This window comes from [Clostridium] citroniae WAL-17108 (assembly GCF_000233455.1).
GTDB lineage: Bacteria > Bacillota > Clostridia > Lachnospirales > Lachnospiraceae > Enterocloster > Enterocloster citroniae.
Window position 1 is genome coordinate 67,572 of sequence record NZ_JH376428.1, and the last position, 24,708, is coordinate 92,279.

21 protein-coding genes are annotated in these 24,708 nt (G+C 51.2%); 5 read left to right on the forward strand and 16 right to left on the reverse strand.

All coding sequences use genetic code 11. From position 1 onward, the window contains the following. Positions 1–8: 8 nt before the first annotated feature. Both HMPREF9469_RS23480 and HMPREF9469_RS23485 read right to left on the reverse strand, forming a co-directional pair. The gene (locus HMPREF9469_RS23480; protein ID WP_007867849.1) at positions 9–3,014 is read right to left on the reverse strand and encodes an efflux RND transporter permease subunit; all 3,006 of its coding nucleotides are present in this window, start codon (positions 3,012–3,014) and stop codon (positions 9–11) included. Between the two features lie 11 nt (positions 3,015–3,025). After that, positions 3,026–4,138: an efflux RND transporter periplasmic adaptor subunit gene (locus HMPREF9469_RS23485; RefSeq protein WP_007867851.1), complete on the reverse strand. Its 1,113-nt coding sequence runs from the start codon at positions 4,136–4,138 to the stop codon at positions 3,026–3,028. A gap of 177 nt (positions 4,139–4,315) precedes the next feature. On the opposite strand from HMPREF9469_RS23485, the gene HMPREF9469_RS23490 reads away from it, so the two are divergent. Both HMPREF9469_RS23490 and HMPREF9469_RS23495 read left to right on the forward strand, forming a co-directional pair. Beyond that, positions 4,316–4,990, forward strand: a complete 675-nt coding sequence (locus tag HMPREF9469_RS23490; RefSeq protein WP_007867854.1) for a response regulator transcription factor — start codon at positions 4,316–4,318, stop codon at positions 4,988–4,990. Continuing rightward, positions 4,987–6,051, forward strand: a complete 1,065-nt coding sequence (locus HMPREF9469_RS23495; RefSeq protein ID WP_007867855.1) for a HAMP domain-containing sensor histidine kinase — start codon at positions 4,987–4,989, stop codon at positions 6,049–6,051. The genes HMPREF9469_RS23490 and HMPREF9469_RS23495 overlap by 4 nt, the downstream gene beginning before the upstream one ends. Before the next feature lie 63 nt (positions 6,052–6,114). Here the strand turns inward: HMPREF9469_RS23495 and HMPREF9469_RS23500 are convergent, their stop codons facing one another. From HMPREF9469_RS23500 to HMPREF9469_RS23540, 9 genes are all read right to left on the reverse strand, one after another. Further along, complete coding sequence (locus HMPREF9469_RS23500) at positions 6,115–7,491, reverse strand: HAMP domain-containing sensor histidine kinase (protein WP_050814487.1); 1,377 nt, start codon at positions 7,489–7,491, stop codon at positions 6,115–6,117. Continuing rightward, a complete protein-coding gene (locus HMPREF9469_RS23505; protein ID WP_007867859.1) occupies positions 7,484–8,176 on the reverse strand; it encodes a response regulator transcription factor in 693 nt (230 codons plus the stop codon). Before HMPREF9469_RS23505 ends, HMPREF9469_RS23500 begins: the two co-directional genes overlap by 8 nt. Positions 8,177–8,299: 123 nt before the next feature. Next, on the reverse strand, positions 8,300–9,661 hold the full coding sequence (locus HMPREF9469_RS23510) for an ABC transporter permease (RefSeq protein WP_007867861.1): 1,362 nt from the start codon (positions 9,659–9,661) through the stop codon (positions 8,300–8,302). Beyond that, positions 9,658–11,928: a COG1361 S-layer family protein gene (locus HMPREF9469_RS23515; protein ID WP_007867862.1), complete on the reverse strand. Its 2,271-nt coding sequence runs from the start codon at positions 11,926–11,928 to the stop codon at positions 9,658–9,660. Before HMPREF9469_RS23515 ends, HMPREF9469_RS23510 begins: the two co-directional genes overlap by 4 nt. Next, on the reverse strand, positions 11,912–12,628 hold the full coding sequence (locus HMPREF9469_RS23520; protein WP_007867867.1) for an ABC transporter ATP-binding protein: 717 nt from the start codon (positions 12,626–12,628) through the stop codon (positions 11,912–11,914). The genes HMPREF9469_RS23515 and HMPREF9469_RS23520 overlap by 17 nt, the downstream gene beginning before the upstream one ends. Before the next feature lie 257 nt (positions 12,629–12,885). Beyond that, positions 12,886–13,164 carry a type II toxin-antitoxin system HicB family antitoxin gene (locus tag HMPREF9469_RS23525; RefSeq protein WP_007867869.1) on the reverse strand — a complete coding sequence of 93 codons (279 nt, stop codon included), beginning with the start codon at positions 13,162–13,164 and terminating at the stop codon, positions 12,886–12,888. 118 nt (positions 13,165–13,282) lie between these two features. Continuing rightward, positions 13,283–14,086: a sugar phosphate isomerase/epimerase family protein gene (locus HMPREF9469_RS23530; RefSeq protein ID WP_007867872.1), complete on the reverse strand. Its 804-nt coding sequence runs from the start codon at positions 14,084–14,086 to the stop codon at positions 13,283–13,285. Between the two features lie 18 nt (positions 14,087–14,104). Further along, the gene (locus HMPREF9469_RS23535; protein WP_007867876.1) at positions 14,105–14,584 is read right to left on the reverse strand and encodes a transketolase family protein; all 480 of its coding nucleotides are present in this window, start codon (positions 14,582–14,584) and stop codon (positions 14,105–14,107) included. Beyond that, complete coding sequence (locus HMPREF9469_RS23540) at positions 14,529–15,200, reverse strand: ABC transporter substrate-binding protein (protein ID WP_007867879.1); 672 nt, start codon at positions 15,198–15,200, stop codon at positions 14,529–14,531. Before HMPREF9469_RS23540 ends, HMPREF9469_RS23535 begins: the two co-directional genes overlap by 56 nt. A 231-nt stretch (positions 15,201–15,431) precedes the next feature. Here HMPREF9469_RS23540 and HMPREF9469_RS23545 point away from each other — a divergent pair, with 231 nt between their 5' ends. Both HMPREF9469_RS23545 and HMPREF9469_RS23550 read left to right on the forward strand, forming a co-directional pair. Continuing rightward, a complete protein-coding gene (locus HMPREF9469_RS23545; RefSeq protein WP_007867882.1) occupies positions 15,432–16,172 on the forward strand; it encodes a response regulator transcription factor in 741 nt (246 codons plus the stop codon). Continuing rightward, positions 16,166–17,899: a sensor histidine kinase gene (locus HMPREF9469_RS23550; protein WP_007867883.1), complete on the forward strand. Its 1,734-nt coding sequence runs from the start codon at positions 16,166–16,168 to the stop codon at positions 17,897–17,899. Before HMPREF9469_RS23545 ends, HMPREF9469_RS23550 begins: the two co-directional genes overlap by 7 nt. Positions 17,900–17,988: 89 nt before the next feature. Here the strand turns inward: HMPREF9469_RS23550 and HMPREF9469_RS23555 are convergent, their stop codons facing one another. From HMPREF9469_RS23555 to HMPREF9469_RS23575, 5 genes are read right to left on the reverse strand one after another with little or no spacing between them, the layout of a single operon-like run. After that, positions 17,989–18,342 carry an MGMT family protein gene (locus HMPREF9469_RS23555; RefSeq protein WP_040417236.1) on the reverse strand — a complete coding sequence of 118 codons (354 nt, stop codon included), beginning with the start codon at positions 18,340–18,342 and terminating at the stop codon, positions 17,989–17,991. 37 nt (positions 18,343–18,379) lie between these two features. Next, positions 18,380–19,075 carry an L-ribulose-5-phosphate 4-epimerase gene (locus HMPREF9469_RS23560; protein WP_007867889.1) on the reverse strand — a complete coding sequence of 232 codons (696 nt, stop codon included), beginning with the start codon at positions 19,073–19,075 and terminating at the stop codon, positions 18,380–18,382. Between the two features lie 37 nt (positions 19,076–19,112). After that, a complete protein-coding gene (locus tag HMPREF9469_RS23565) occupies positions 19,113–20,720 on the reverse strand; it encodes a xylulokinase (RefSeq protein ID WP_007867891.1) in 1,608 nt (535 codons plus the stop codon). Between the two features lie 14 nt (positions 20,721–20,734). Next, positions 20,735–22,231 carry an L-arabinose isomerase gene (gene araA, locus HMPREF9469_RS23570; RefSeq protein WP_007867893.1) on the reverse strand — a complete coding sequence of 499 codons (1,497 nt, stop codon included), beginning with the start codon at positions 22,229–22,231 and terminating at the stop codon, positions 20,735–20,737. 33 nt (positions 22,232–22,264) lie between these two features. After that, positions 22,265–23,368, reverse strand: a complete 1,104-nt coding sequence (locus HMPREF9469_RS23575) for a GntR family transcriptional regulator (protein WP_007867895.1) — start codon at positions 23,366–23,368, stop codon at positions 22,265–22,267. A 405-nt stretch (positions 23,369–23,773) separates the two neighbouring features. On the opposite strand from HMPREF9469_RS23575, the gene HMPREF9469_RS23580 reads away from it, so the two are divergent. Continuing rightward, on the forward strand, positions 23,774–24,616 hold the full coding sequence (locus HMPREF9469_RS23580; RefSeq protein WP_007867898.1) for a DegV family protein: 843 nt from the start codon (positions 23,774–23,776) through the stop codon (positions 24,614–24,616). Positions 24,617–24,708 lie beyond the last annotated feature (92 nt).

Genomic DNA, 24,708 nt, shown 5'->3' on the forward strand with positions numbered 1-24,708 from the left:
GGATCCCGCTAAATATCCAGGACCACCCGCTTCTTGTTGCCGTTCATGATCGCGTAATAGATCGGCAGTATGAACAGGGCTACCAGCACACCCGCTGTCAGTCCTCCGATATTAACCACCGCTAGTCCCTGGGTAGTGGAACCGCTGCTTCCAATGGCAAGCGCCATAGGGATCATGGACAGGATGGTGGTCAGGCTGGTCATAAGGATGGGGCGGAGCCTGGTGGCGCCTGCCTCGATCAGGGCTGTCTTTAAATCCATGGTCATTCTGTACTGGTTTACGGTGTCCACGTAAAGGATGCCGTTATTTACCACGGTTCCCACCAGGATCAGGAATCCCAGCAGGGAAGTCATACTGATGGACACGCCGGTCAGCTTCAGGAGTCCAAAGGACCCCACCAGGCTGAAGGGAATGGTGGTCATAACCATGAAGGAAAACTTTGGAGACTCAAACTGGGCCGACATGACTACAAATACCATGAACACGGCAATGGCAATGGCCTGATACAGGGCCGAGAACTCCTCCTGCATCATCCGGTCCCTGGAGTTAACGCCTGTGGTAATGGTACCGGACAGGTTGGGATTTATGACCTCGCTGTCAATGACGGATTTCACATTACCGCCCGTGTAGTCTGCTGTGATCGTGATCTCATAGGACTTATCTGTTTTGGAAATGGAGGCCGGACTGTCCTTAAAATAGATTTCCGCCACATCGGCAAGGGCCACATAACCGCCGGAGGGCTTTGACAATATGATCCCCTGTAACTGGTCCACTGTCCTGTACTCCTCCTCCGGGTATTCAGCCATAACGCTGACCTCCCGGCCATCGATATCCAGGGTGGTAACCTCCACGCCATCCAGCATCTGGCTTACCATGCTTCCTATCTCGGAAGGGGAAAGTCCCTCCGCCGCCGCCATGACAGGATCCACCTCAATGGTCACAATAGGGGCTGTATTTTCAATGCTGGAATGGACATTGGCCACATCCTCCCTGGCTGTCATCTCCTTTACGATCTTATCGCTCACTTCCTTCAGCTCATCATATTGGGTGCCGTGGAGAATGGTCTCATATCCCCTTCCTCTTCCCATAAAGCTCATGGAAGTGGACGCCTCCACGGTAATTGTACAGTTGTCAATATCCGACATTTCCTTTTCCCACAGCGCGGCCACATCCTCCGTATCCATGGTTCTGTCATCCTTCAGATAAGCGGTAATAGTACCGCTGCTGTTGTTATACCGCAGCATGTAGGAATCCACATTTTCATTGGACGCCACAATACCCTCTGCACGGGACAGCATGTCATTGGCCTGGTCGGTGAGAAGGCCGGGCCTGGTCTCTATGGATACGCTTACGGTTCCCGTGTCATCCGAAGTCATAAGCTCTGTTTCCATGCCGTTTGCCAGCACCAGGGTTGCAATGATGATCGCCACCGAAGCAATCATCACCAGGGCTTTGTGTTTTAACAGGCTTGGCATGATGCGCCGGTACGCGTTCTGCATATGGACCACGGGACGGGACATGGGTGCTTTTTCCATCTCCTTGGGTTTATACATCATATAGCTTAAGGGCACCACGGTCATGGCTGAGAACAGGGATGCGCTCATACAGAACACAATGGTATATCCCAGCGGTTTGAACATCTGGCCCGTCATACCCTGTAAGAATACCAGTGGGATAAATACCACGCAGGTTGTAATCGTAGAACCGATGATGGACTGGAGCACGATGCCGGTGCCTCCCAAAGCTGATTTGGCATAGCCCAGCAGTCCCTTGTCCTCACTTTCATCCGTTGCCCTAAAGCAGCTCTCCAGCACCACAATGGAGTTATCCACCATCATGCCCACGCCAAGCACCAGGGCGCTCATGGTTATGACGTTCAGGGAAAATCCAAAGGAGGTCATGAGGATCAGTGAAAGCAGGATGGAGGTAGGGATGGAGCTTCCAACGATCAGGGATGCCTTGTAATCCCCGAAAAACACAAAAATAATGATCATGGAAATAACCACGGCCAGCACCATGGTCACGGCCACGTCCTGCAGGGAACTTAAAATGCTGTCAGCCGTGTCCCTGGCAATGGTAACGTGGAGATCCTCATCCGCTGCTTCCAGGGAGGCAATGGTTTTCTGCACGGCGGACGACACATCCATGGCCGTGCTGCTCTGCTGTTTGGAGATGGACAGGGAAATGGTCTCCTGGCCGTCATATCTGGAAATGCCGCCTCTCTGCTCCTCCGCCTCATATACATTGGCCACATCCTCCAGGTACACGATCTGTCCGCTGGATGTGGTGATGGGAACACGTTTTAAGTCGTCCAATGTGTCATTCTCCACCGAGGTGGTGACGGACAGCTCCAGGTTCCCTGCCACAGCATCACCGGAGGGGTAGGAAAGATTGGCTGCGCTCATAGCTGTCCCGATCTGGCTCATGGTCAGTTTATACTGGGCCATCTTTTCAGACTGGAGTTCGATCCTTATGTATTCCGAGGAACCTCCCATGGCCTCCACATCGGCCACCGAGGTTATTTTTTCAAACTCAGGCACCACCTTTTGGTCCACATAATCGTACAGATCCTTTTCTGTTTTGTGGGAAATGGACAGCATCATAGTCGAGCTGGCATTGTTGTTCATTTCCATGACAGAAGTTTCCACATCATCCGGAAGCTGGCGCTCCAGACTGTCCAGTTTCTTTTTCAAGTCATCATATGCCTCATCCATATCCGTACCGTAGTCATATTCCAACATGACCATGGAACGGCCGTCACTGGAGGATGAGGACATGCTCTTTACCCCTTCCAGGGTGCTGACCTCATCCTCTATGGGTTCTGTCACCAGTTCATTGATATCCTCAGGCCCTGCGCCGGAATATCTTCCCATGACGATCAGCATGGGAGTATCTGTGTCGGGCATCTGCTCCAGGGTAGCTGAAAATACGGAGGAGATACCGAACACCAGCAGGCAAAGCAGGGTCATGACCGTTGCTACCGGCCGTTTTAATACAAGTCTTGTAAGTCCCATGGTATGCCTCCCTATTCTGCCTGATCCGCACTGCTGTCCTGCGCCTGGCCGGATTCTTCTCTCAGCTGAACCCTGGCCCCTTCATACAGGTTGGAGCTCCAGGTGCTTACCACCATGTCATCCTCTGAAATGCCGGACAGGATCTCAGCCTTCTCGGAATCATAAAGCCCCACTTCCACCTGCACCATCTGCGCTATGCCGTCTTTATAGAGATATACATACCCGTCCCCGCCGCTGTAGTAAACAGCATCCACCGGTATGGTCATTGCATTTTCCGTATATTCCGTTACCAGACTCAGTTTAACGGTGCTGCCTGTCGCTATGCCGTCCGCGTCTTTAAGTTCTGCCTTAACCTTAAACAGACCTGTATCCGAGTCCACCATGGAACTGATCTCACTGATATTTGCCTGGTAAGTCACCCCGTCCTTCTGGATATCCAGCGCATCCCCGGATGCTATGTTACCCATCATCCGCTCCGTCACGTAAAAGGATACGCGTTTCTCTCCCTCCCCTGCAATGACGCACAGCTGGGCCGACTGGGACACGCGGTCATGTACTTCTATATCGCAGCTCTCGATCTTGCCGCTGATGGGAGCTGTCACCGTGCTGTATTCCACCTGTTTTTCATAGGCCAGCTTTGCCGATTCATACTGCAGCCTGGCTGACTTGACCTGGTTGGAGTACTGCTCATATTCCTGATCCGAGAGGTCGCCGCTGTTATAAAGGATCTGCATCCTGCTGAGATTGCTCTGGGCCTCGGAAAGGGAAACAAAGGCCGCATCCATGGAATTCTTGGATGTCTCCACCTGCTCCGTGTCAATCTCACAGAGCACCTGTCCCTGTTCCACCACATCTCCGGACTTAACCAGAACGCTGGTCACATCACCGGAGGCTTTGGCATACACATAGACAAAATCAGAGGGCTCCACGGTTCCGGTAAGGCCAGTGGTCAGTCTGATATCCCCCTTAACCGGGTTTTGGGCCTTTACAATGGTAGGGGAAGCTTCCTGGCCTGCCCCCATGGCTTTTTTCTGTCCCTTATCCATTCCTGACAGCACCAAAAGGACTGCCACAACCGCTACAGCTGCCCCAATCCCAATCTTAACCTTCATGCTCTTTTCCATTATCTCTCTCCTTTGCCTTTATCCATTCGTCTCATATAGTAAAGGTTCAAGATAAATTAAACATTAACAAATCCCTAATGTACGTAAAATAAAAGTGAACATTCTGTGATTTATTCATGTTCGCTTTATAAATGAATGCTATAAATGTATAATAGAAATCAATTGGAGGATAATGCCATGTTTCAGATATTAGTAGTGGAAGACGATAAAAACACGCGTAAACTAATGGAGGCTGTTTTAAAAAGCAATGGATTCCATCCGATCATGGCCTGCAACGGGGAGGAAGCCCTGAAGCTTCTGGACAAACACCTGGTAGACCTGGCGGTTCTGGATATCATGATGCCCGGCATGGATGGGTATGAACTTACAAAACAGCTGCGGGCATCAGATTATAACCTGCCCATTCTGATGGTCACCGCCAAGCAGCTTCCCGAAGACAAACGCAAAGGATTTATTGTGGGAACAGATGACTATATGACAAAACCGGTGGATGAGGAGGAAATGATCCTGCGCATCAAGGCTCTGCTGCGCCGTGCTCAGATCGCCAGCGAAAGAAAAATCGTGATCGGTGATGTGATCCTGGACTATGATTCCCTTACCGTGACCAGGGACAGTAACAGCCAGACCCTGCCCAGAAAGGAATTCTATCTGCTGTATAAACTCCTCTCCTATCCGGGCAAGATATTCACCCGCATCCAGCTCATGGATGAAATATGGGGAATGGAATCTGAATCCGATGACAATACCATCAATGTCCACATCAACCGGCTCCGCAAACGCTTTGAGGCATATCCGGAGTTTACCATTGAAACCATTCGCGGCCTGGGTTATAAGGCGGTCAAAAACGTGTGAAGAAAAAAATCAATCACAAACCGCTGCGCACCGTTATCCTGGTACTGTCCCTGGTGATCTTTGTGATCATGTTTGCGGTCATGACACTTCAGGGAACCCTTATGTACCTATACCTGAAGATATGGTATCAGGCCGATATCCCTATGCCTCAGTTCTGGCGTCCCATACCATTTACCATACTGGTAAGCACCCTGGTGGGCGTGGTCCTCACCATACTGGCCAGCCGGATCCCTTTAAAACCCATCCGTGACCTGATCGAAGCCATTAACCAGCTTTCGGAAGGCAATTTCCATGTCAGGGTCCATCTGGACCTGACCCGGGAATTTGTCAGGCTTTCCGAGAGTTTTAATTCCATGGCTCAGGAGCTGGAGAACACAGAGCTTCTGCGATCTGATTTTATCAATAATTTTTCCCATGAATTTAAAACCCCCATTGTATCCCTGCGGGGTTTTGCAAAGCTTTTAAAAAATCCCGACCTGCCGGAGCAGGAGCGGCAGGAGTACCTGGACATTATTATCCATGAATCCAACCGTCTCTCACAGCTGGCCACCAATGTACTAAACCTGTCCAAAATCGAAAACCTGAACATCCTCTCGGATATGGAGCTGTTTGATCTGACCGAGGAGGTGCGCCAGTCCGTACTGCTCCTGGAATCCAAATGGCAGAAAAAACAGCTGGAACTCATCATTGACATGGAGGAGATTGAATATTACGGCAGCCGTAACCTGTTGAACCAGGTATGGATCAACCTGATCGACAATGCCATCAAGTTCTCTCCCGACCACGGCAAAATCAAACTGAAACTTCACCGGTCAGGCACCTCCTCTGTCTTCCATATCCTGGATAACGGCTGCGGAATGAGCGAGGAGACCAGTCAGCACATATTTGACCGCTTTTATCAGGGTGATCTTTCCCATACCACGGAAGGCAACGGGATCGGACTTACGGTGGTGGAGAAGATCATCCGCCTTCACGGTGGGAATATTACGGTTCACAGCGAGGAGGGTATCGGTACCACCTTCGTGGTTACCCTGCCGGATATCCAGCCCCGGAATACGTAGGCTTTCCAAATTCAGGCTTTATTTATCAAGTCTTATTTATCAGGCTTTATGGCCGTCTTGCAGTTATTCTGCGGGAAATTGCAGTGTGGGAAATTCCAGCTCTGTCACAAACAGGCATCCCTCCCTGCTGCAGACAAAGCTTCCCCTGTGGCGGCCCATGATCTTGGCACATGTCTTAAGTCCGATGCTGCTGCTCTCCTTCTGTGCAAGATCCTTTGCGGCATGATTGGTAAATCGGATCCACAGACGGTCCTTTCCCTGCCTGTACTCCACTGTAACAGGGTGGGAAGGATCTGCATATTTCAGGAGATTGGAGAAGATGTTCCCAAACACCCGGCGCACCAGCCCGATGTCCACCATAAGGCGGCAGTCAATGTCGTCTGAACTGCGCTCAATGGCAAATCCCTGGTTTTCCATGTCAAAGAGACTCTCCTCCACCACCTGGCCCAGGAACTCCGCCCCATTAACCTCAATGGTTTCCAGTTCCTCCTTCTCCTTACCGTAAACAATAAAATACTCAAACATCTTATCCGACATATCCTTGATCTGATAGGCTTTGTCCCTAACAGACGCCAGGCACCGCCTGTACTGCTCCTCATCCTTCCACCGCTCCATCTGAAGGATATCCACATATCCCAGAAGTGAGGTCAAAGGCGTGCGCAGGTCATGGGACATGGCTGTCACCAGATCCCGGTTGGCATCCCTGGCCGACTCCTCCTGTTCCTGACGTTCCCTCACGGCCAGGCGCATGGCATCCATCTCAGCCGCCAGGGACGCCAGCTCATCCTTTCCCTTGACCGTGATACTGTAATCCAGGTCCCCGCCTTTCAGAATATGGATTTCCCGCTCCAGCAGGGCAATATAACGCACCTTCCTGCGGATCAGCAGGAACAAAAGGATCATAAAAGCCGAAACGGATATGATTCCATTGACCGCACTCACCGCCGTATAGTATCCGGCCTCGAAGAAATAGCTGATGACAGCCTCCACGGTCCCGTCTGCAAACTGCAGCCGGTAGGCCCACGGAATGCCCATCGCATCCATATCTGTCCTCATCTCATCTTCCCCTGCCTTTTCCTCCTCTGACGAGGTTCCGTACTCCATGTAAGGGATCGCGGCCGCAATCTTTCCGTCATTGCTGTAAAAGATATTATCATTTTTATACAGGGTGATCAGAAGGTTTTTCTGTGTTTTAGCCCATTGGTCCAGCATATTGCTGTCCCCTGAGGACAGGCTGTTTTTTGTCACATATTCCTGGAGGCTGTCTATGCACCCCTGTTCCTTGGCCAGTATCACATCCTCCCTGAAAAGCATCCTGTCTAACATTCCATAGCCAAGGGAATTCAGTCCCATGAACAGGAACATACCGACCATGGCAGAGAGGATGGCAGACAGGGCCAGTTCCATCCCCAGCTTGCTGATCCTGCATCTTTTACTCAACCCGGTACCCCTTTCCCCAGACATTGACCACATATTTGGGATTCTTAGGATCCGCCTCCAGCTTTTTCCTCAAGTTCCGTATATGTACCATCACCGTATTATTTGCACTGTAGAAAAAAGGCTCTTCCCATACGCTCTCATAAATATTTTCAATGGTAAATATCCTTCCCCTGTTGCATGCCAAAAGGAGCAGGATCCGGTATTCCAAATCCGTTAAAAGGAGTTCTTCCCCTGCTCTCCTGACCTCATTCCATGCTTTCTGGATGGTCAGGTCCTTGACCGTAACCGCACCGTCCTCCTTTTCCTCCGTCTTGCCCTTATATACATGGTATCGCCGTATCATGGCCTTCACCCTGGCGGCCAGCTCCGTATAGGAAAAGGGCTTTGCCAGGTAATCATCCCCTCCTGCGCCAAACCCCATGGTCTTATCGGAATCCTGGGTGCGGGCTGTCAAAAACAGGATCGGCACCACGGATTTTTTGCGGATCTCCGCACAGGCGGAGAAACCGGAGCGGCCGGGCATCATCACATCCAGTATGATCAGGTCATAGGTGTCATCCGCCATGGACACTGCCGATATGCCGTCAGCAGCCTCATCCACCCGGTAGCCCTCCCCCTCCAGAAGGATCCGCACCACCTCCCTTATCTCAGCATCATCATCTGCAAACAGAATCTTTCGTTCCATCAAATTCCCATCCTCCAATGTCTGCCTCTTTCCCGGCACTTTTCCCCATTATATCTCAGGCAAGGGACGCATTCCATATAATACAGTAATTCTTAAGTTTTCTTCAGAAACACTCTTTGGGGATCAGTCATGCTTAATGGCCTCCAGGGCCGGGATCCCCACCGCCTTGTTGGCCGGATAATAACCCGCCCCCACGCCAATGGCCACTGAAAACAGGATGGCGAACAGGCTGAGCCACCACGGGATCACGGACAGGCGGGAGGGGATATCCGCCATCCCGTCTATGATCTGCATGGAGGCGGAAACCGGTAACCGGGCAGCTGCCAGGTTCATGACAGCAGAGATCCCATAACTTAGGACCGAACCCGCAATACCTCCCAACAGGCCGATGCAACCGGCTTCCAGTAAAAATATTTTTCTTACGTCTTTTACAAAGCACCCCAGTGATTTCATCACGCCGATTTCCCTTGTGCGCTCTGATATGGACATGATCATGGTGTTAGTGATCCCCAATGCCGCCACAAACAGGGAGATTGCGCCCAGGCCTCCCAGCATCATCTGCTTCTGTCTTGCCTCCTGCTCCATGGGCTTTCGTATGCTCTCCATGGAACTGGTCCTAAATCCCATCTTTTTGATCTCCAATTCCGCCCGGGCCACATCCCTGATATCTTTTACCTTTACCAGAGCGCTTTGGTATCCCTTACGTGAATCCCACTTTTTTCCAGCCAATCGGGCCTGCTGCTCCAAAAGGGACTGGTACATTTCCAGGCTCATCAGCAGGCCCATGGAAGTCTCCTCACCCTTTGCGAAATCCTCTTTCAGCCTCCCTGCTGCCTTAAATGCCTGAACCACCCTTTTTCCGTCTTCCTTTCCGCTGTCCAGTTCCATGGTGACAGGGGTTTTCATAATGTCAAAATAGGGCGGCGGCATCACCGGCATTCCCTTGTCATCCCATTCTCCGCCGTACATATCCACTGTATTTTTTCCCTGGGGCCGTTTGGTATCCTCAAACATATAAGCGAAATTCTGTCCGGCATAAATACAGTCCTTTTTATCCGGCTGCCAATCCCCCTGCGTAAGCTTATAACCCATGGCCCGGGCAGCGGACAGGTCAATTCCCACAATGGATGCGTAACCGGCCTTGTACCGCTTATCCCTTCCCCCATAGACTGTAATGGGAACATTTTCTTCGCTCAGCTTGGGAGTGGCAGCCTCCACCCCCCGGAGTTCTTTTATTTTGTTTATGGCCCTGGTATTCAGCTTTGCGGATTTAGCTCCCTTCCCGGTGGGATACACCTGTATAATGGACAGATCCCCCATCTGCGCCAGCGCCTTTTCCTGGGCGTCCTTCATACCGATCCCAATGGATATCATGATCACCACGGAGCAGCAGCCCACAATGACCCCCAGCACAGTGAGAAGGGTGCGGGCCTTGTGGCGGCTTAAATTCTGGAGGCATACGGTGATCAGATCCCTTGTCTTCATGATCGTCCCTCCCGGTCTGTGTCATCCCGGCTCATATCTTCCAGCTCATCCCACGGATCCAGCCCGGACGCCGCCTCTTTCTTTTTCCTCCTTTTTCTTCTGACTCGGACCACTGCGGCCGGAACAACAATGGCCGGCACCAAGGCCATAAGCCATATCCCGGGGCCTGCGCCGCCCCGATCCTGATCCGTTCCCGCATCCACGGGGAGCTCACTCATTTCAGGTGCAGCCTCCTGCACAGTAAAATTCACCGGAATTTGCAGGGTCTTCACCTCCATGGCCTCATCCTCATAGGTCACGATCACCTGTCCCTTAAATTCCCCCTTTGTTCCAGGCGTTACCACAAAATCAATGGTTCCGCTTTTTCCCGGTTCAAAATTCCCCAGGGTCAGGTCCCTGGACAGGGCATCGATCTCCCCCTCCAGCCTGGCTTCCACATTGTACACCTGTCCCCGCCCCTTATTTACATAGGGAATAGAAATGGCGGCCTCCTCACCCTGGCGTATGGCTTCTGTAAATGAGGGCTCCTTTACCTGGAACCGGTCCGGCTGATATACGGGTATTGCAATGGTTTCATTGGAGTTGGACTGTTTCCGCTCCCTTTTGTCCACATATTCATATTTGCAGGCAATGGTGATCTTGGGTGACTGAAGCTTGGACTGGAACAGGGCCTGTACCGTTACCTTCTCCTTTCTGCTCTCACCCGGCCCCAGCTTTGGAATATAGAATGTGTTGGAGGATGAGTTGATGGAGATGCCCTCCCCAGTGTCCAGGGACATCACCACATTTTCTACTGCTGAGGCGTTACTGGTGTTCTGAAACTCCATCTCCAGATCAAATACCTGGCCGGCCGTCACTTTTTCCCCATATGTATAATTTGTGACGATCACATTGGGTGTGGGATTCCCAGGTCCCTTTGCCTGACCATTGGTGGGGATCACAATCTTTTCACTGTAAGTGCCCTGGACTGCTCCCTTGTCGGAATCATAATCAAATTTCAGTGTCATCCCCAATAACTGGGAAGCAGCTGAGGACAGCTCAGCCCCTGCCTGAAGGCGCACAGGCACTTCCATGGACTGGCCGGCCCTCAGTTCCCCCAAACGCCTGGTATCCGTCTCCTCCAAAAGCGATATCTGGTCATTGGATTCAAAGGTGGCTGCAAGGTTGCGGATATCCTTGTCCGCACTGGTATTTTGAAGGGTCAGCAGCACCTGGAACGCCTCCCCTGGGTTGACGGTCCTTCCAATGCTCCTCCCCACCCTGATGACGGGCTGGCCTGAGACAGAGCCTCCCTTTACGGGAATCAGTACCTTTTGGGAGGAGGTGCCTGAAACCAGATTTCCCCCTGAATAATAATTATATTTCAGCTCCAGGTCAATGACCTGGGTGGGTCCGGATATCTCTGTTCCCGCAATCATGTTGAGTTTTACAGAAGCCGTCTTCCTGGAATCCAGGCGGCTGACGATCCGGGAATTGGTGTCATCCCCGATAAACACGGAACCTCCCGGGCTCACGGTGACCACCATGTCCTCTATATCCGCGTCACTGCTGGTATTTTCCATATCCAGTTCCAGGGTGAAATGGTCTCCGGGCCCCACGGGAGCCTGTGGGCTGATCCTTCTGACTTTAATGACCGGCTGTCCGTTTGTACTGCCCGAATCCCCGTGCTCCCCGGGATAGGATTCCTCACACTCCAGTATGGCGGCTTCCTGGATCTCAGATGGGATTCCCGCCTTTTTAAAACTAGTCCTGAATTTCAGGCCATTGCCCTTTCCAAGATAGGTAAGCCTGGCAAATGTAACCGTAAACTCCAGATCATCTTCCTTTTCCGATGTTACCTTTACCTTTGGATTCCCGGACATTTTAAAGCTGTCATTGAGTTTTGTGACGGAAATATTGGTCTTCCCCACATCCTTTGTGCGTATCCCCGTCCCCTTTACATGTACAAGCACTTTGGCCTGCCTGCCTTTTCGCAGGTTATCCAGCGTATCCCTTGATCCGGCCACTGCATAGATCTCATAGCCGTCTATGCTCAGGTTCAGCGGAGCGCCCGGTACTTCTTCCGTTTCATCATTTTCTTCCTTTTCTCCGCTTCCGGATGGTCTGGGAGATGCATTCGATGGGGTCCCTGTGGCTGCCCCCGCTCCTCCCCTGCCCGTCTGGGCCAGGGCACGCCCTGCAGTCCCTCCTGCAAAAACCGAGGCCATAAGGACCACGGCTGCCAGAAATACCTCCAGTCTTTTAAGTCCCCTATATTGATTCAGCATATCCGTCCATCCTTTCATCTCCAATTACATTGCCGTCCTTTAACGTCACAATGCGGTCCGCAAAGCGCGCCATACCCGGGTCATGGGTGACCAGGATAATGGTTTCATGGTATTTCCTGGCAAAGCCCATGATCATTTTCATGATCTCCTCCGTGGTCCTGGAATCCAGGTTTCCGGTGGGCTCATCTGCAAACACCACCTGGGGCCTGGTCACAAAGGCCCGCGCGATCCCGGCCCTCTGCTGCTGGCCGCCCGACATCTGCCCCGGATAGTGATGCAGACGGTGGGACAAGCCCACCCGTCTTAAAAGCACCTGGGCAATGCCCTCCCGCTTTTCCTTTTCCATTCCCCTGAACATCAGGGGCAATGCCACGTTTTCCACCGCTGTCATGGACGGCAGCAGATTGTAGGACTGGAAGATAAAGCCGATATGTTTCTGACGGAACGCCGCCAGTTCCTCCTCATCCATCTGTGATATATTCATTCCCTGGATCAGGACCCGTCCCCTGGTAGGTTTTTCCATGCCTGCCAGCTGGTTTAACAGGGTGCTCTTTCCCGACCCTGAGGTCCCGAAGATGCAGCACACCTCACCTTTATATATTTTCAGGTTGATCCTGTTTAAGGCCACCACTTCCTCATCCCCCATCCGGTAGACTTTGCGCACATCCTGAACATGGATCATCAGCTCCTTTTGCTTCATTTGTCCCACTCCTTTTTTTCATACCACCAATCATACAGGCTAAAATCTCATGATCTGCCTCATATAATTCTTAAGAAATCTGAAGTTGTGACACTGCTATGCGCAGGTTGGATTAAGATCCTAAAAAACACCCCATCCGTTTGTATCCAAATAGATGGGGTGTTTTTAATCGATATCAATTAAATATCTCTATGTTTTAATCGGCATCCCAGGAACAGGGTGCAGTCAGGCCATAGATGCACAGATCGTATATGGTCTTAATCGTTATCAGGCATTAGTTTAACCGTGACCATGATATACTTTATGAAAGAACCCTGCTCCAATGTGATATCATCATAGTGGGACTGGGATGGGAAATCGTAAGTCCCTTCCTCAAACTCCACCCAGAGCCAGTTGTATGCTGCATATCTTGCATTCTCTACTGCATCCTCCAAATCCGGTCCATCCGCCACACAGTACTCCAGATCCGGAAATTCCACATGAAAACCCGCATCTTCCTTATGGGGTGTAAATACAGCCGGGTACGTAAACGTCATAATAGTTTTCCTCCAACATTCATAGTAAACACCCCCATTATATACTTAATTTTCCCCTTTGTACAGGCTTTCATTGTTCTAAATCAGGGCCATGGGACGCTGACGGTATCCTTCAGTGTCAGGACTGCCACAATTCGTTTCCAATTATTAGGCTTTTCTTCAAATCATTTATAAAATTTCTGCTGTAGGCCTCAAAACTGATGGCATGATCATATCCTGCCCCTTTTAGCGCCTGGAAAAACGCATCATACTCCTTTCGGTTGGAATCCCTCAGAAAACCGCGGTGTTCAGGGTCTGCCATGTGCACATGGAGCAGATGTCCTTTTCCATAATTGGAAATATGGTCAAGGGATTCCTTCTCCTCACACAGATGGTAAAAATCTACCAGCACCTTTATATTCCGTTCATTGACATCCTTTGCCAGGCTGCACCCTTCTTTGAATGTGTTGATAATATTACACTCAGCTTTGCGCAGGGGCTCGATCGCCAAATTTATGCCATAAAAGCCGGCCACCGGCGACAGGCTCCTTAACAGGCCCACGATCTGGCCGTAACCGGCTTCATAGGAAATACCGTCTGGTATACACCTGGCGGCCCCGCTTCCGAAAACCACACAGGAAGCCCCCAGGCTGCCGGCCCTCTGCAGTGCTGCATAAGCATATTTAAGCGCCCTTTCCCTTTCTTGTCTCTCCCCGATCAGCCTGAGTTTTCCCGGAAAAAAATTATTGCAGGCCCTGCACCTGATCCCCCCATCTCCCAGTCTCTGTTTTAAAGCAAGAAACTCCGGTTCCATCATGTGCATGATCTCTGCCAGGGGAAGCTCCAGGTAATCACAGCCCGCCATGGCGGCCTGGGGGATCCACTCCATCCCGGTTCCATCCGGTCCTGATGACACCATATTTAAGCAGCAGCCAAATTTCATCCTTCCCTCCACGTTCCGTTACAGTTCCCAAATGGTTTTAACCGCATCCACGATATGTTCTTTTGTAAGGCCGTGATGCTCCAGCACTTCCTGGTAGCTGTGTCCGCTGCAGCCAAAGGTATCATTGATCCCCACAAACTCAACGGGCCTGCCAGTCTTTGCAAGAGCCTGGGCAACCGCGCTGCCCAGACCGCCTATGACTGTGTGCTCCTCCGCTGTCACCACGCCTTTGCAGGTCCTGGCCAGCTCAATGATCATGGTTTGATCCAACGGCTTGATGGTACTCACATTCACCACCCTGACAGAGATTTTCCCTTCCAGCTCCCGGGCGGCCGCAAGGGCCAGGGACACCATATATCCGGTGGCAAACACGGTCACATCCGTGCCCTGCTTAAGGACCGAGAGCTTCCCTATGGTAAAAGGCTTTCCCTCCTCAGTTACATTATCGTAATCGTTTCTGTTTAATCTCAGATAACACGGCCCCTTGCTCTGTATCATAGCCTTTACGGCTTCCACGGTCCTCAATATAGTCTTCCCAGGTCAGCTTGTCATCCAGGCTGATATCCAATCCGAACTTCTCCGCCGATGCCTTGTTCATATAAGCGGTTCGCGCATTCATTCCCGTTGGCAGGGCAATGAGCTGGTCATTAAATACGCAGAAGCTGTTCAGGAATTCCTCGTCAAATCCGGAAACATCCATCAAATCCGGATAGTCCTGTAAATGAATAAAAAAATCTCCCTTGTTGGCATAATCCGGCATCCAGTTTGCGTTAAGCTGTATGATATCCGGCGCTGTCTGTCCTGCAAGCTGTGTGGAGATCTTCTGCTGATAGCCGTCAAACCCCCCGTACTCCGCTTCAATGGTCACATTGGGATTCCTGTCCATATACAGCTCAATGGCTTTTAATGTGGCCTGGTGCCTTCCTTCATCTCCCCACCATGCAAATCTCAGTGTTACCTTTTCCTGCTTCCCCGCAGTTTTTCCTGCCTGGGCCGTGGTCTCATTGCCGCTTTCCTTGGGCGCGGCTGTCTGGTTCCCCCCGGAACATCCTGTCAGACTTCCGGCTGCCAAAGCTCCTGCCAAAAAAAGTGCCCCCATGTTTTTTAAATTCATTTAACCTTCCTCCTGTCTGTTGCGGTATTGATGATGACCGATCCAACTGATGTTAAAATTATATCCAATATGATCCTCTTTTCAAAGGTTGCTATTCTACAAAATCGGGATGGCAATCTACAATTTGAGGCATTTTTGTTGAAATTCCATACATTTCACCGTATAATGAAAAAGCATTCATATATTTACTATTTATGGTAAAAATAATCGCACAACTCTGAGGGGGATTTTATGTACAGTCTGCTAATTGTAGATGATGAAAAGAAACTGCGGGAAGGGATTGCATCCTTATATGACTGGAACAGTCTTGGATTTGAGGTAGACGCATGCCTGGAAAACGGAAAACTGGCCATTGATTACATTCTCCACCATCCGGTTGACGCGGTCCTCTGCGATATCCGCATGCCGGTCCTGGACGGAATCGCCTTTGCCAAGTATATCCACGACCAAAAGATACACACAAAGGTTGTTTTCCTCAGCGGTTATTCTGATTTTGAGCTGGCCCAGAAAGCCATCCGGTACCAGGTTACGGATTATATCCTGAAACCCACCACATATATGGAAATATTTACTGTTTTTAATAAGATCAAAGAAGTACTGGACAGTGAGCATTTACAGACATCCCTGATTCCCGGTACAGACCAGGGAGATTCCCCGATCATCCCCTACATAAAACGCTATGTGTCGGAAAACCTTGCCTCTGCTTCCCTGAATAAGATCTCACTGGAGCTCAATCTGACTCCCAACTACCTTTCCAAACTATTCAGGGAGCAGATGGATATCACATTTACAGAATACCTGATACAGGAAAAAATGAATTATGCGTGCCAGCTTCTCCAGAACGTAAATTTCAAGGTGTATGAGGTGTCCTTAATGTGCGGTTATGACAATCCGAAAAACTTTGTAAAAACCTTCCGCCAGTCCATTGGATGTACTCCCCAGGAATACAGAAAGGGGCGTACAAAATGCTGAAACGTTCCCTGCGCAACAGTTTTCTGCGCATTGCCAGTCTGATCTGCCTGCCCATCCTCTGTGTCGGCACCCTGGTCTTTTATTTTTCATTCACCACCCTTGTAAAGGAGACTCAGAACCGTATTAATGCCTCCTGCCATCTGATGGAGCAGTCCCTGACCAATGTTTTCCGTGAAGTCAACAAGCAGAAATCGCTGTTTGAGGGCAATTCCATTCTGTATCTCACCATCCTGCAGCTTCTCAACAATGAAACGCTGACCTACGAACAGGTACAGACCCTGCGCACCATCACTCCGATCTTTAACAGCACTTTGGGATACGACAATATTTATCACTCCCTGTATGTTTACATGCCCAACCGGTTTGACAATTTCTTTTCGTCCAATAACCGCAGGGAGAACCTTAAGACAACCAGGGACCCGGAGTGGTACCAGACGTTCCTCAATATGCCGGAAGATGAAAATATACTGATCCAGCGCAGGACCATCCGGGAATCCTCCCTCCTCACCTATGATGTGATATCTATTTACCAGCGCTTTCACAAAAACAATGTGATCGTGATCAATATCCGCAGCTCCTATTTTGAGAATATCCTCACCGATGTGGCTGAGCTGGAGAACATGCAGTTTTTCCTGCTGGATCTTAAGAACCAGCCCCTGGTATCCAGCCTTAACACAGAGGACAGCCATGGCATAGATTTTACATCCATCATGGAGCAGGATTCAGATACCATCACCATCCGCCATCAGGATTATTTCGTGGAAGCGGTCAATGACAACCCTTATATGAACTATGTGTTTCTGATCCCCCGCCGATCCCTGTACGCCCTGTCCAATAAGATCCTGGCAACCACGTTTCTCACAGGCGGGCTGGGGCTTCTCATAAGCATCAGTATCGCCTGGTACACAAATGACCAGAGAAGAAACCAGATCTTCAGCATTTTGTCGGTTTTTGAAGCCGCGGAAAAACAGCAGCAGCTTCCTGAAATGGTGCCTGTTATCACAGATGAATACAGCCTGATCCTGAACAATATCATAAAGACGTTTTTGAGGAACAATGAGCTGAATATGAAGCTGACCAACCTTCAATACCAGAAGGCATCCGCTGAGCTGGTTGCCCTGCAATGCCAGCTCAATCCCCACTTCCTGTTCAATACCCTGCAGACCATTAATTTTGAACTGATGCAGCTTCCCGGCTCTGCCGGTGCTGTCCGGATGCTGGCCAACCTTTCCCACCTGCTGCGCTATACTTTGGATTCCCCTGAAAAGCTGCCTTCCCTCCAGGATGAGATATTGGCGACCAAGGAATATATCGCCCTTCAGAAGGTCCGGTACGGGGACACCTTTGACGTGCTGTGGGATTATGAGGAGGATGCATTGCAGGAACTGGTGAAGCGGCTTCTGATCCAGCCTATCATCGAGAATTCCCTTCTCTATGGCATGAAGGGAAAACAGGGAAAAATGATCATCAAGATCAAGATCCTGAAACAAAACCATGCACTGAACTATACCATTATAGACAACGGAACCGGCATGGCTCCCGCCCGTCTCCGGGAAATCGCAGAGTGCCTGAAGCAGGAGAATTACGTGCCTCATAACCATATCGGCCTGGCCAACACCAATCAGAGGATCAAACTGCAGTATCCCGGATCACCGGGCATCCATCTCTATTCCAAAGAGAATATGGGCACTATTGTATCCTGGTCCTGCCCTCTGGCAGAACCATGACAAATGCCTTTCACACGTCTCCCAGCGCCCGCTTGAGCAGCCCGTTAAAGCGCGCCACGGGTGTAAACAAAAAGGAGAAGACCTGTATCTCAGATCTTCTCCCTTTCAAACTCATCCAGAAATCCCATGGCATCCTTCAGGGTATTCCTCCAGCCAAATTTCTTCAGATCCACCCGGTTATCCGGAGATACGGCCACTCCCTCATCCATCAGGAGCTGCTTTTGCAATCCCGGATAATCAAAGCTGGCCGCCCCGCTTAGGAATCCCTGGCCATTGACCACGCGGTGGGCCGGGACCTGGCCGGACAGATCATTCCTAAGGGCGTAGCCCACCTGCCTGGCGTTCTTTGGGCGGCCGCAGAGCAGGGCGATCTGTCCATAGGTCACCACACGCCCTTCCGGCACAGCCCTCAGAACCACTCCTACGCGGCGGTAAAAATCCACGGCCGCCCCGGACCCTGTCTTCTGCTTAGGATCCGCCTTACCGGTTCCTCTGTCCATAATATGCGTTTGGACCATGCTTGCGCATGAAATGCTTATCCAGCATACACTGTGGGGCGGGCTCCACCTGTGGGTTAAGCATCTCGGTCATGTAATTCATCTTGGCCACTTCCTCCAGCACCACGGCATTGTGCACTGCCTCAGCCGCGTCCTTTCCCCAGGTAAAGGGCCCGTGGTTCTTGCACAGCACTGCCGGGACATAGACAGGGTTCTTGCCTGCAAAGGTCTCCACGATCACCTTGCCAGTGTTCATCTCATACCCTTCCTCGATCTCCTCCTCGGTCAGGTTCCTTGCGCATGGGATCTCTCCGTAAAAATAATCCGCATGGGTGGTCCCATAGCATGGAAGCGCCCTTCCGGCCTGGGCCCAGGCCGCGGCGTGGGGAGAGTGGGTGTGCACAATGCCGCCAATGTCCTTAAATGCCTTGTACAATTCCACATGGGTTGCAGTATCTGAGGATGGGTTCATATCGCCCTCCACCTTGTTGCCCTCCAGATCTACCACTACCATCTGGGATGGTTTCAGCTTGTCATAGTCCACGCCGCTGGGCTTGATCACAAAAAGTCCCTTTTCCCTGTCAATGCCGCTGACATTTCCCCAAGTATAAGTGATCAGCCCTCTTCTGGGCAGTTCCATGTTTGCTTCATATACGATCTGTTTCAGTTCCTCTAACATCTCTGTTCCTCCATCGGCCTTTTGCCTGTTATTCCGTCTATCTCATATGATCCACAGCCGCCCGTTCAATGGCAAGCCCCTGTGCGTACCGCTCCATAAATGCCTCAAAGCCTTCCACGTCTTCCTTCACCGGCTCCACACAAATGCCCTGATCTCCTCCGAATACCTGATCCGCCAGATACCGGTCCAGGCTCTGGCCCTCTTTCTTGTTCCTCATAAAGGCTGCCAGCAGGGCAATTCCCCATGCTCCGCCTTCACCGGCCGTTTCCATCACGGATACAGGCGCGTTCATGGCCCCTGCCAGGATCCTCTGACCCACACCCTTTGTCTTAAACAGGCCTCCATGGCCCAGCAGGGTATCCACCTTCACATGTTCCTCCTTTAACAGGATATCCATACCTGTCTTAAGCGCTCCCAGAGAAGTATAAAGGTGTACCCTCATAAAGTTGGCAAGGCTGAACTTGCTGTCCGGCATGCGCACAAACAGGGGGCGTCCCTCCTCAAAGTGGGTGATGTGCTCTCCGGAGAAATAGTTATAGGCCAACAGGCCGCCGCAGTCCGGATCTCCCTCCAGCGCCTTATTATAAAGCGTTCCAAACAGGTCGTTCATATCCGCCTTCATGCCCATTGTCTCTAAAAATTCCTTAAACAGGTTCACCCATGCATTGAGGTCGGAGGTGCAGTTATTACAGTGCACCATTGCCACCATGTCACCGGCCGGCGTGGTTACCAGATCGATCTCCGGGTACACATGCTCCAATTCTTTTTCCAGAACCACCATGGCAAACACACTTGTACCAGCAGACACATTGCCGGTGCGTACCGCAACACTGTTGGTGGCCGCCATGCCGGTTCCCGCATCCCCTTCCGGTGGACACATGGGAATCCCTGCCTTCAGGCTACCGGATGTATCCAAAAGCTTTGCGCCTTCCTCTGTAAGTGTGCCCGCATCCTCTCCAGCCACCAGGGCTTTGGGAAGTATATCCCGCAATTTCCATGGGAAATGCTCCCCGGCCACCAGTTCGTCAAACTGGTCGATCCTCTTCTGGTCAAAATCCTTTGTATGGATATCCACCGGGAACATACCAGCCACATCACCGATTCCCAGGACCTTCCTCCCTGTCAGCTTCCAGTGCACATATCCCTCCAGGGTAATGAGGTAGTCGATCTCCTTTACATGCTCCTCCTTGTTAAGGATGGCCTGGTACAGATGGGCAATGCTCCATCTCTGAGGCACGTTGTAACGGAAGACCTGGGTCAGCTTCTCAGAGGCCGGACCTGTGATGGTGTTCCTCCAGGTACGGAAGGGAACCAGCAGATCGCCCTCCTTATTAAATGCCATGTAGCCGTGCATCATGGCTGAAAATCCAATGGAGCCAACCGTGGTAAGAGTGACGCCGTACTTATCCTTCACATCCGCCGCCATGGCTGCGTAGCAGTCCTGTATGCCGGTCCAGATATCCTCCAGGGTATAGGTCCAGATATGATCCACATACCGGTTCTCCCAGTCATGGCTTCCGGAAGCAATCGGAGTGTGGTCCTCCCCGATGAGCACTGCCTTGATTCTGGTGGAGCCCAGTTCGATTCCCAGCGATGTGTTTCCTTTTTCAATCCATTCCCTGACTGTATTATGATCTAAACTCATAAAATCCCCCTCCCTTATCTGTAGACCGCCCCATTCCAGCGCATCTCGTTCTTCAGTCCTCTGATGGTGGTATCCTTGTCAATATAAACCACTTCAATGCCCATGGACTCTGCCCAGTCTCCCATCTGCTCTGCCGTCAGGTCATAGGAGAATGCGGTATGATGGGCGCCACCGGCCAGGATCCATGCCTCCGCACCTGTTGCCAGGCTGGGCTCAGGGGTCCAGAACGCGGTTGCCACGGGAAGCTTAGGCATTGCCTTCTCCGTCTTCCTGCATTCCACATCATTGATGATCAGGCGGAACCTGGTTCCCAGGTCCACAAGTGAGGTTGCAATGCCATGTCCTGTCTTGGACGTGAACACAAGCCTTGCAGGGTCCTCCCTGTCGCCCATGGACAGCGGATTTACCTTGATGCTGATCTCCCCATCGGCGATGGACGGGCAGACCTCCAGCATATGGGCCTCCAGGATCCCCTCCTTGCCCGGCACCAGATTGTATGTATAGTCCTCCATAAAGGATGTGCCCTTTGCGTTCTTAACGCCCTGGGCCATGATCTTCATGAGCCTTACCATGGCGGCTGTCTTCCAGTCTCCCTCGCCGCCAAATCCATAGCCCTTTTCCATCAGCCTCTGGATCGCCAGGCCCGGAAGCTGCTGCAGCTCGCCCAGATCGCCGAAATGGGTCACAATGGCATGATAATCCTTTTCAACAAGGAATCTCTCAAGTCCTGCCTCGATCTGCGCCTGCACCGCCACATGGCGTTTAAATTCCTCAGGATCCCTTCCCTCCAGCAGGATGGTATATTTGCTGTAATACTCGTCAACCAGGGCTGTGATATCCCCTTTGGGAACCGCCTTCACATACTGGCACAGTTCATTTACCGGGTAGGCATCCACCTCCCAGCCGAATTTCACCTGGGCCTCTACCTTATCTCCCTCTGTGACAGCCACGTTTCTCATGTTGTCGGCAAATCTCACCACCCTCACATGGCTGCTTTCCATGATCCCCACCGCAGTGCGCATCCAGCCCGCAATTCGGCCGACCACCTTCTCATCGCTCCAGTGTCCCACGATCACCTTCCGCTCAATGCCCATGCGTGTGACCATATGGCCGTATTCCCTGTCGCCGTGTGCGGACTGGTTCTCATTCATAAAATCCATGTCAATGGTGTCATAAGGGATCTCCCGGTTAAACTGGGTATGGAAATGCATCAGAGGCTTTCTAAACTCCTGGAGTCCCAGAATCCAGGACTTGGCCGGTGAAAATGTGTGCATCCATGTGATGACGCCTGCGCACTCCTCATCAGCATTTGCCTCGTTAAACGTCCTGCGGATCAGTTCATTGGTGATCAGGGTTGGTTTCCATACCACTTCGTATGGAAGGATCCCTGACCGGTTCAGGCTTTCCACAATGATCCTGGAGTGCTCCGCCACATGTGCCAGGCACTCCTCCCCATACAGATCCTGTGAACCGGTGCAGAACCAAAACTTATAATTTTTAACTCCTGTCATTTTTATCGTCCTCCTGGATATTATAATATTTTTTTACTGCTTTGCATCATCATCTTTTATAAGCTTTACGGAATCCCGCCCAATCACATCCGGGTCAAAGCGATAGTTCCCGTCAAAACATGGATTCTCGATCATCTTCACAATATTCTCAGCCGCTTTCCGCCCCAGCTCCTCCATGGGATAGGGCAGGGATGTGATTGGCACCTCCGCCAGGGTGGAAAGCTCCGAATTGTCAATACCCACCAGGGAAAGCTGGTCCGGAATGGAGATTCCCCGTTTTTCACAGATGCCGGACAGAATATAGGCCACCTCATCATTATAACACACAACAGCCGTACAGTCCCCGATGCGGCGGAAGAGATAGTCTGACCAATACTCCATCTCCACCATATCCTCGGAATCGATCCACACCACATTCCTGTCCTTGGCCCTTAAACCAGCCTCCTCCATTCCCTGCATAAACCCCTTGTAGCGCAGAGGCCCCTGTCCGTCATCGCATTTAAAGATACCGCCGATCTTCCTATGTCCGGCCTTTACCAGGTACTCCACAGCCTTTCTGCCCACACTCACATCATCCATTGCCACAAAGGGCAGGCCCAGCTCCGGATACGTGCAGTTAAAGAACAAAACCGGTATATGCCTATTCATCAGTTCCCTGTAGCAGCGCAGGTTGGGATTAGGCAGAGCGCTTTTGGCCGGCTCCACGATCAGGCCGTCTATCATATCCTTGTCGATCAGGTTGCTCAGTATCTCCTGCTCCCTGCCGGTCCGGTTGCCTGTAAAGGCGATCTGGGTCGTATATCCCTTCTGTGACAGCACGCTTTCTATCTCCCTGAGTACGGTGGGAAATACATAGCTGTCCACATAGGTGCTGATCACGGCAATGTTCATATACCGCTCCTGGCGCCCCAGCCTGCCCTCTCCGCCCACATAGGTCCCGCTTCCCCTGACCCTGGTCACCAGTTTCTGCTGTTCCAGCAGGTCGATGGCATGGCGGATCGTCTGGCGGCTCAGCTGAAACCGCTGGCTGAGTTCATTCTCCGAGGGAAGCCTGGCCCCCAGCTTCAGACTCCCATTGCTCATACTGTCCACAATCCAGTTATAGACCACCCGATATTTTGGTTCCTGTAATCCCATAAGCAGCCCCTGTTCCTCATTTTTATGTACGTACAACTTACCCGGTAATCATGCAGCCAAGTTTCGGTGCACGGGGCAGCCTATCACAGGTCTTTTTCGCAAAACGCATGCATCCATCTGCGGTTTTGATCATAATATCTGCCCATATCCCTGGATTTTTCGTTTATTTAACCAATCAATCCTCTTTATTCCTACTATACATTTTTCCGATATAGATGTCAACAAGTATTGATAACTTTTTTGAATTCTAAAAATATGTACGTACAACTTTAGTGCGGAGATAAACAGAGACAGATATGGCTTTGAAATCATTTCTCAAACCTTTTTTGATTTTATATTGACACAGATGTTATATTATGAGATACTTTAATATATAGTTTTGATTACTACATATGGAGGTATGAGATGAAGACTGCTATTTTAATTGACTCAGGCTGCGATGTATCCGATGAACTGGCCCGAACATATCACATGAAGGTAATGCGCCTTCATATCATTTATCCTGAAAAAGATTATATTGACGGAACGGACATAACAGCTGAGACCGTTTACCAGCGTTTCCCCAGGGAGATCCCCATCACCTCCACCCCCAGTCCCCAGGATGTGAGGGAGATGCTGGACGAGATCAAATCAGAAGGTTACACCCATGTGCTGGCCTTCTGCATTTCCAGCGGTTTAAGCGGCACCTTTAATACGGTGGGATGTGCCCTGGAGGAGGACACGGACCTGACCTCTTTTGTGCTGGACACCAGAAGCATCTCCTTTGGAGCCGGCATACTGGCTGTGTGGGCCGCCATGCAGCTGGAGGAGGGAAGGACCTTTGATGAACTGAAAGAGATCCTTCCCGGAAAGGTAAAGGATTCCAAGGTCTTCTATTACATGGACACCCTGACCTACCTGCGCAAGGGCGGCCGCATCGGCCTGGTCACCTCCGTGGTGGGCAGCATGCTGAACATTAAACCCATTATCTCCTGCAACGGTGACGGCGTCTACTACACAGCAGCCAAGATACGGGGCGCAAAGCAGGGCCTTACCAGGCTTCTGGAAGAAGCAGGGAAATTCGCGGGCAACGGCCCATGTCTCACCGCTCTGCTTAACGGCCAGGGACAGGACGCCGCTGATGCGCTCCGCCCCAGACTGACCACCGGCATCCCCAATGGGACACTGATCATGGAAAAGGCCATCACCGCATCCCTGGCCGTACATACCGGCCCCGGGCTTGTGGGGATCGGAGTTCTCCGCCTGTAAATTCCAGTCTTTATTTCCGTATTCAAAATCCCGGTACTGCATCACATCCCTTTCGATGCAGTACCGGGATTCTTGCTTGTGTCCATAACTCT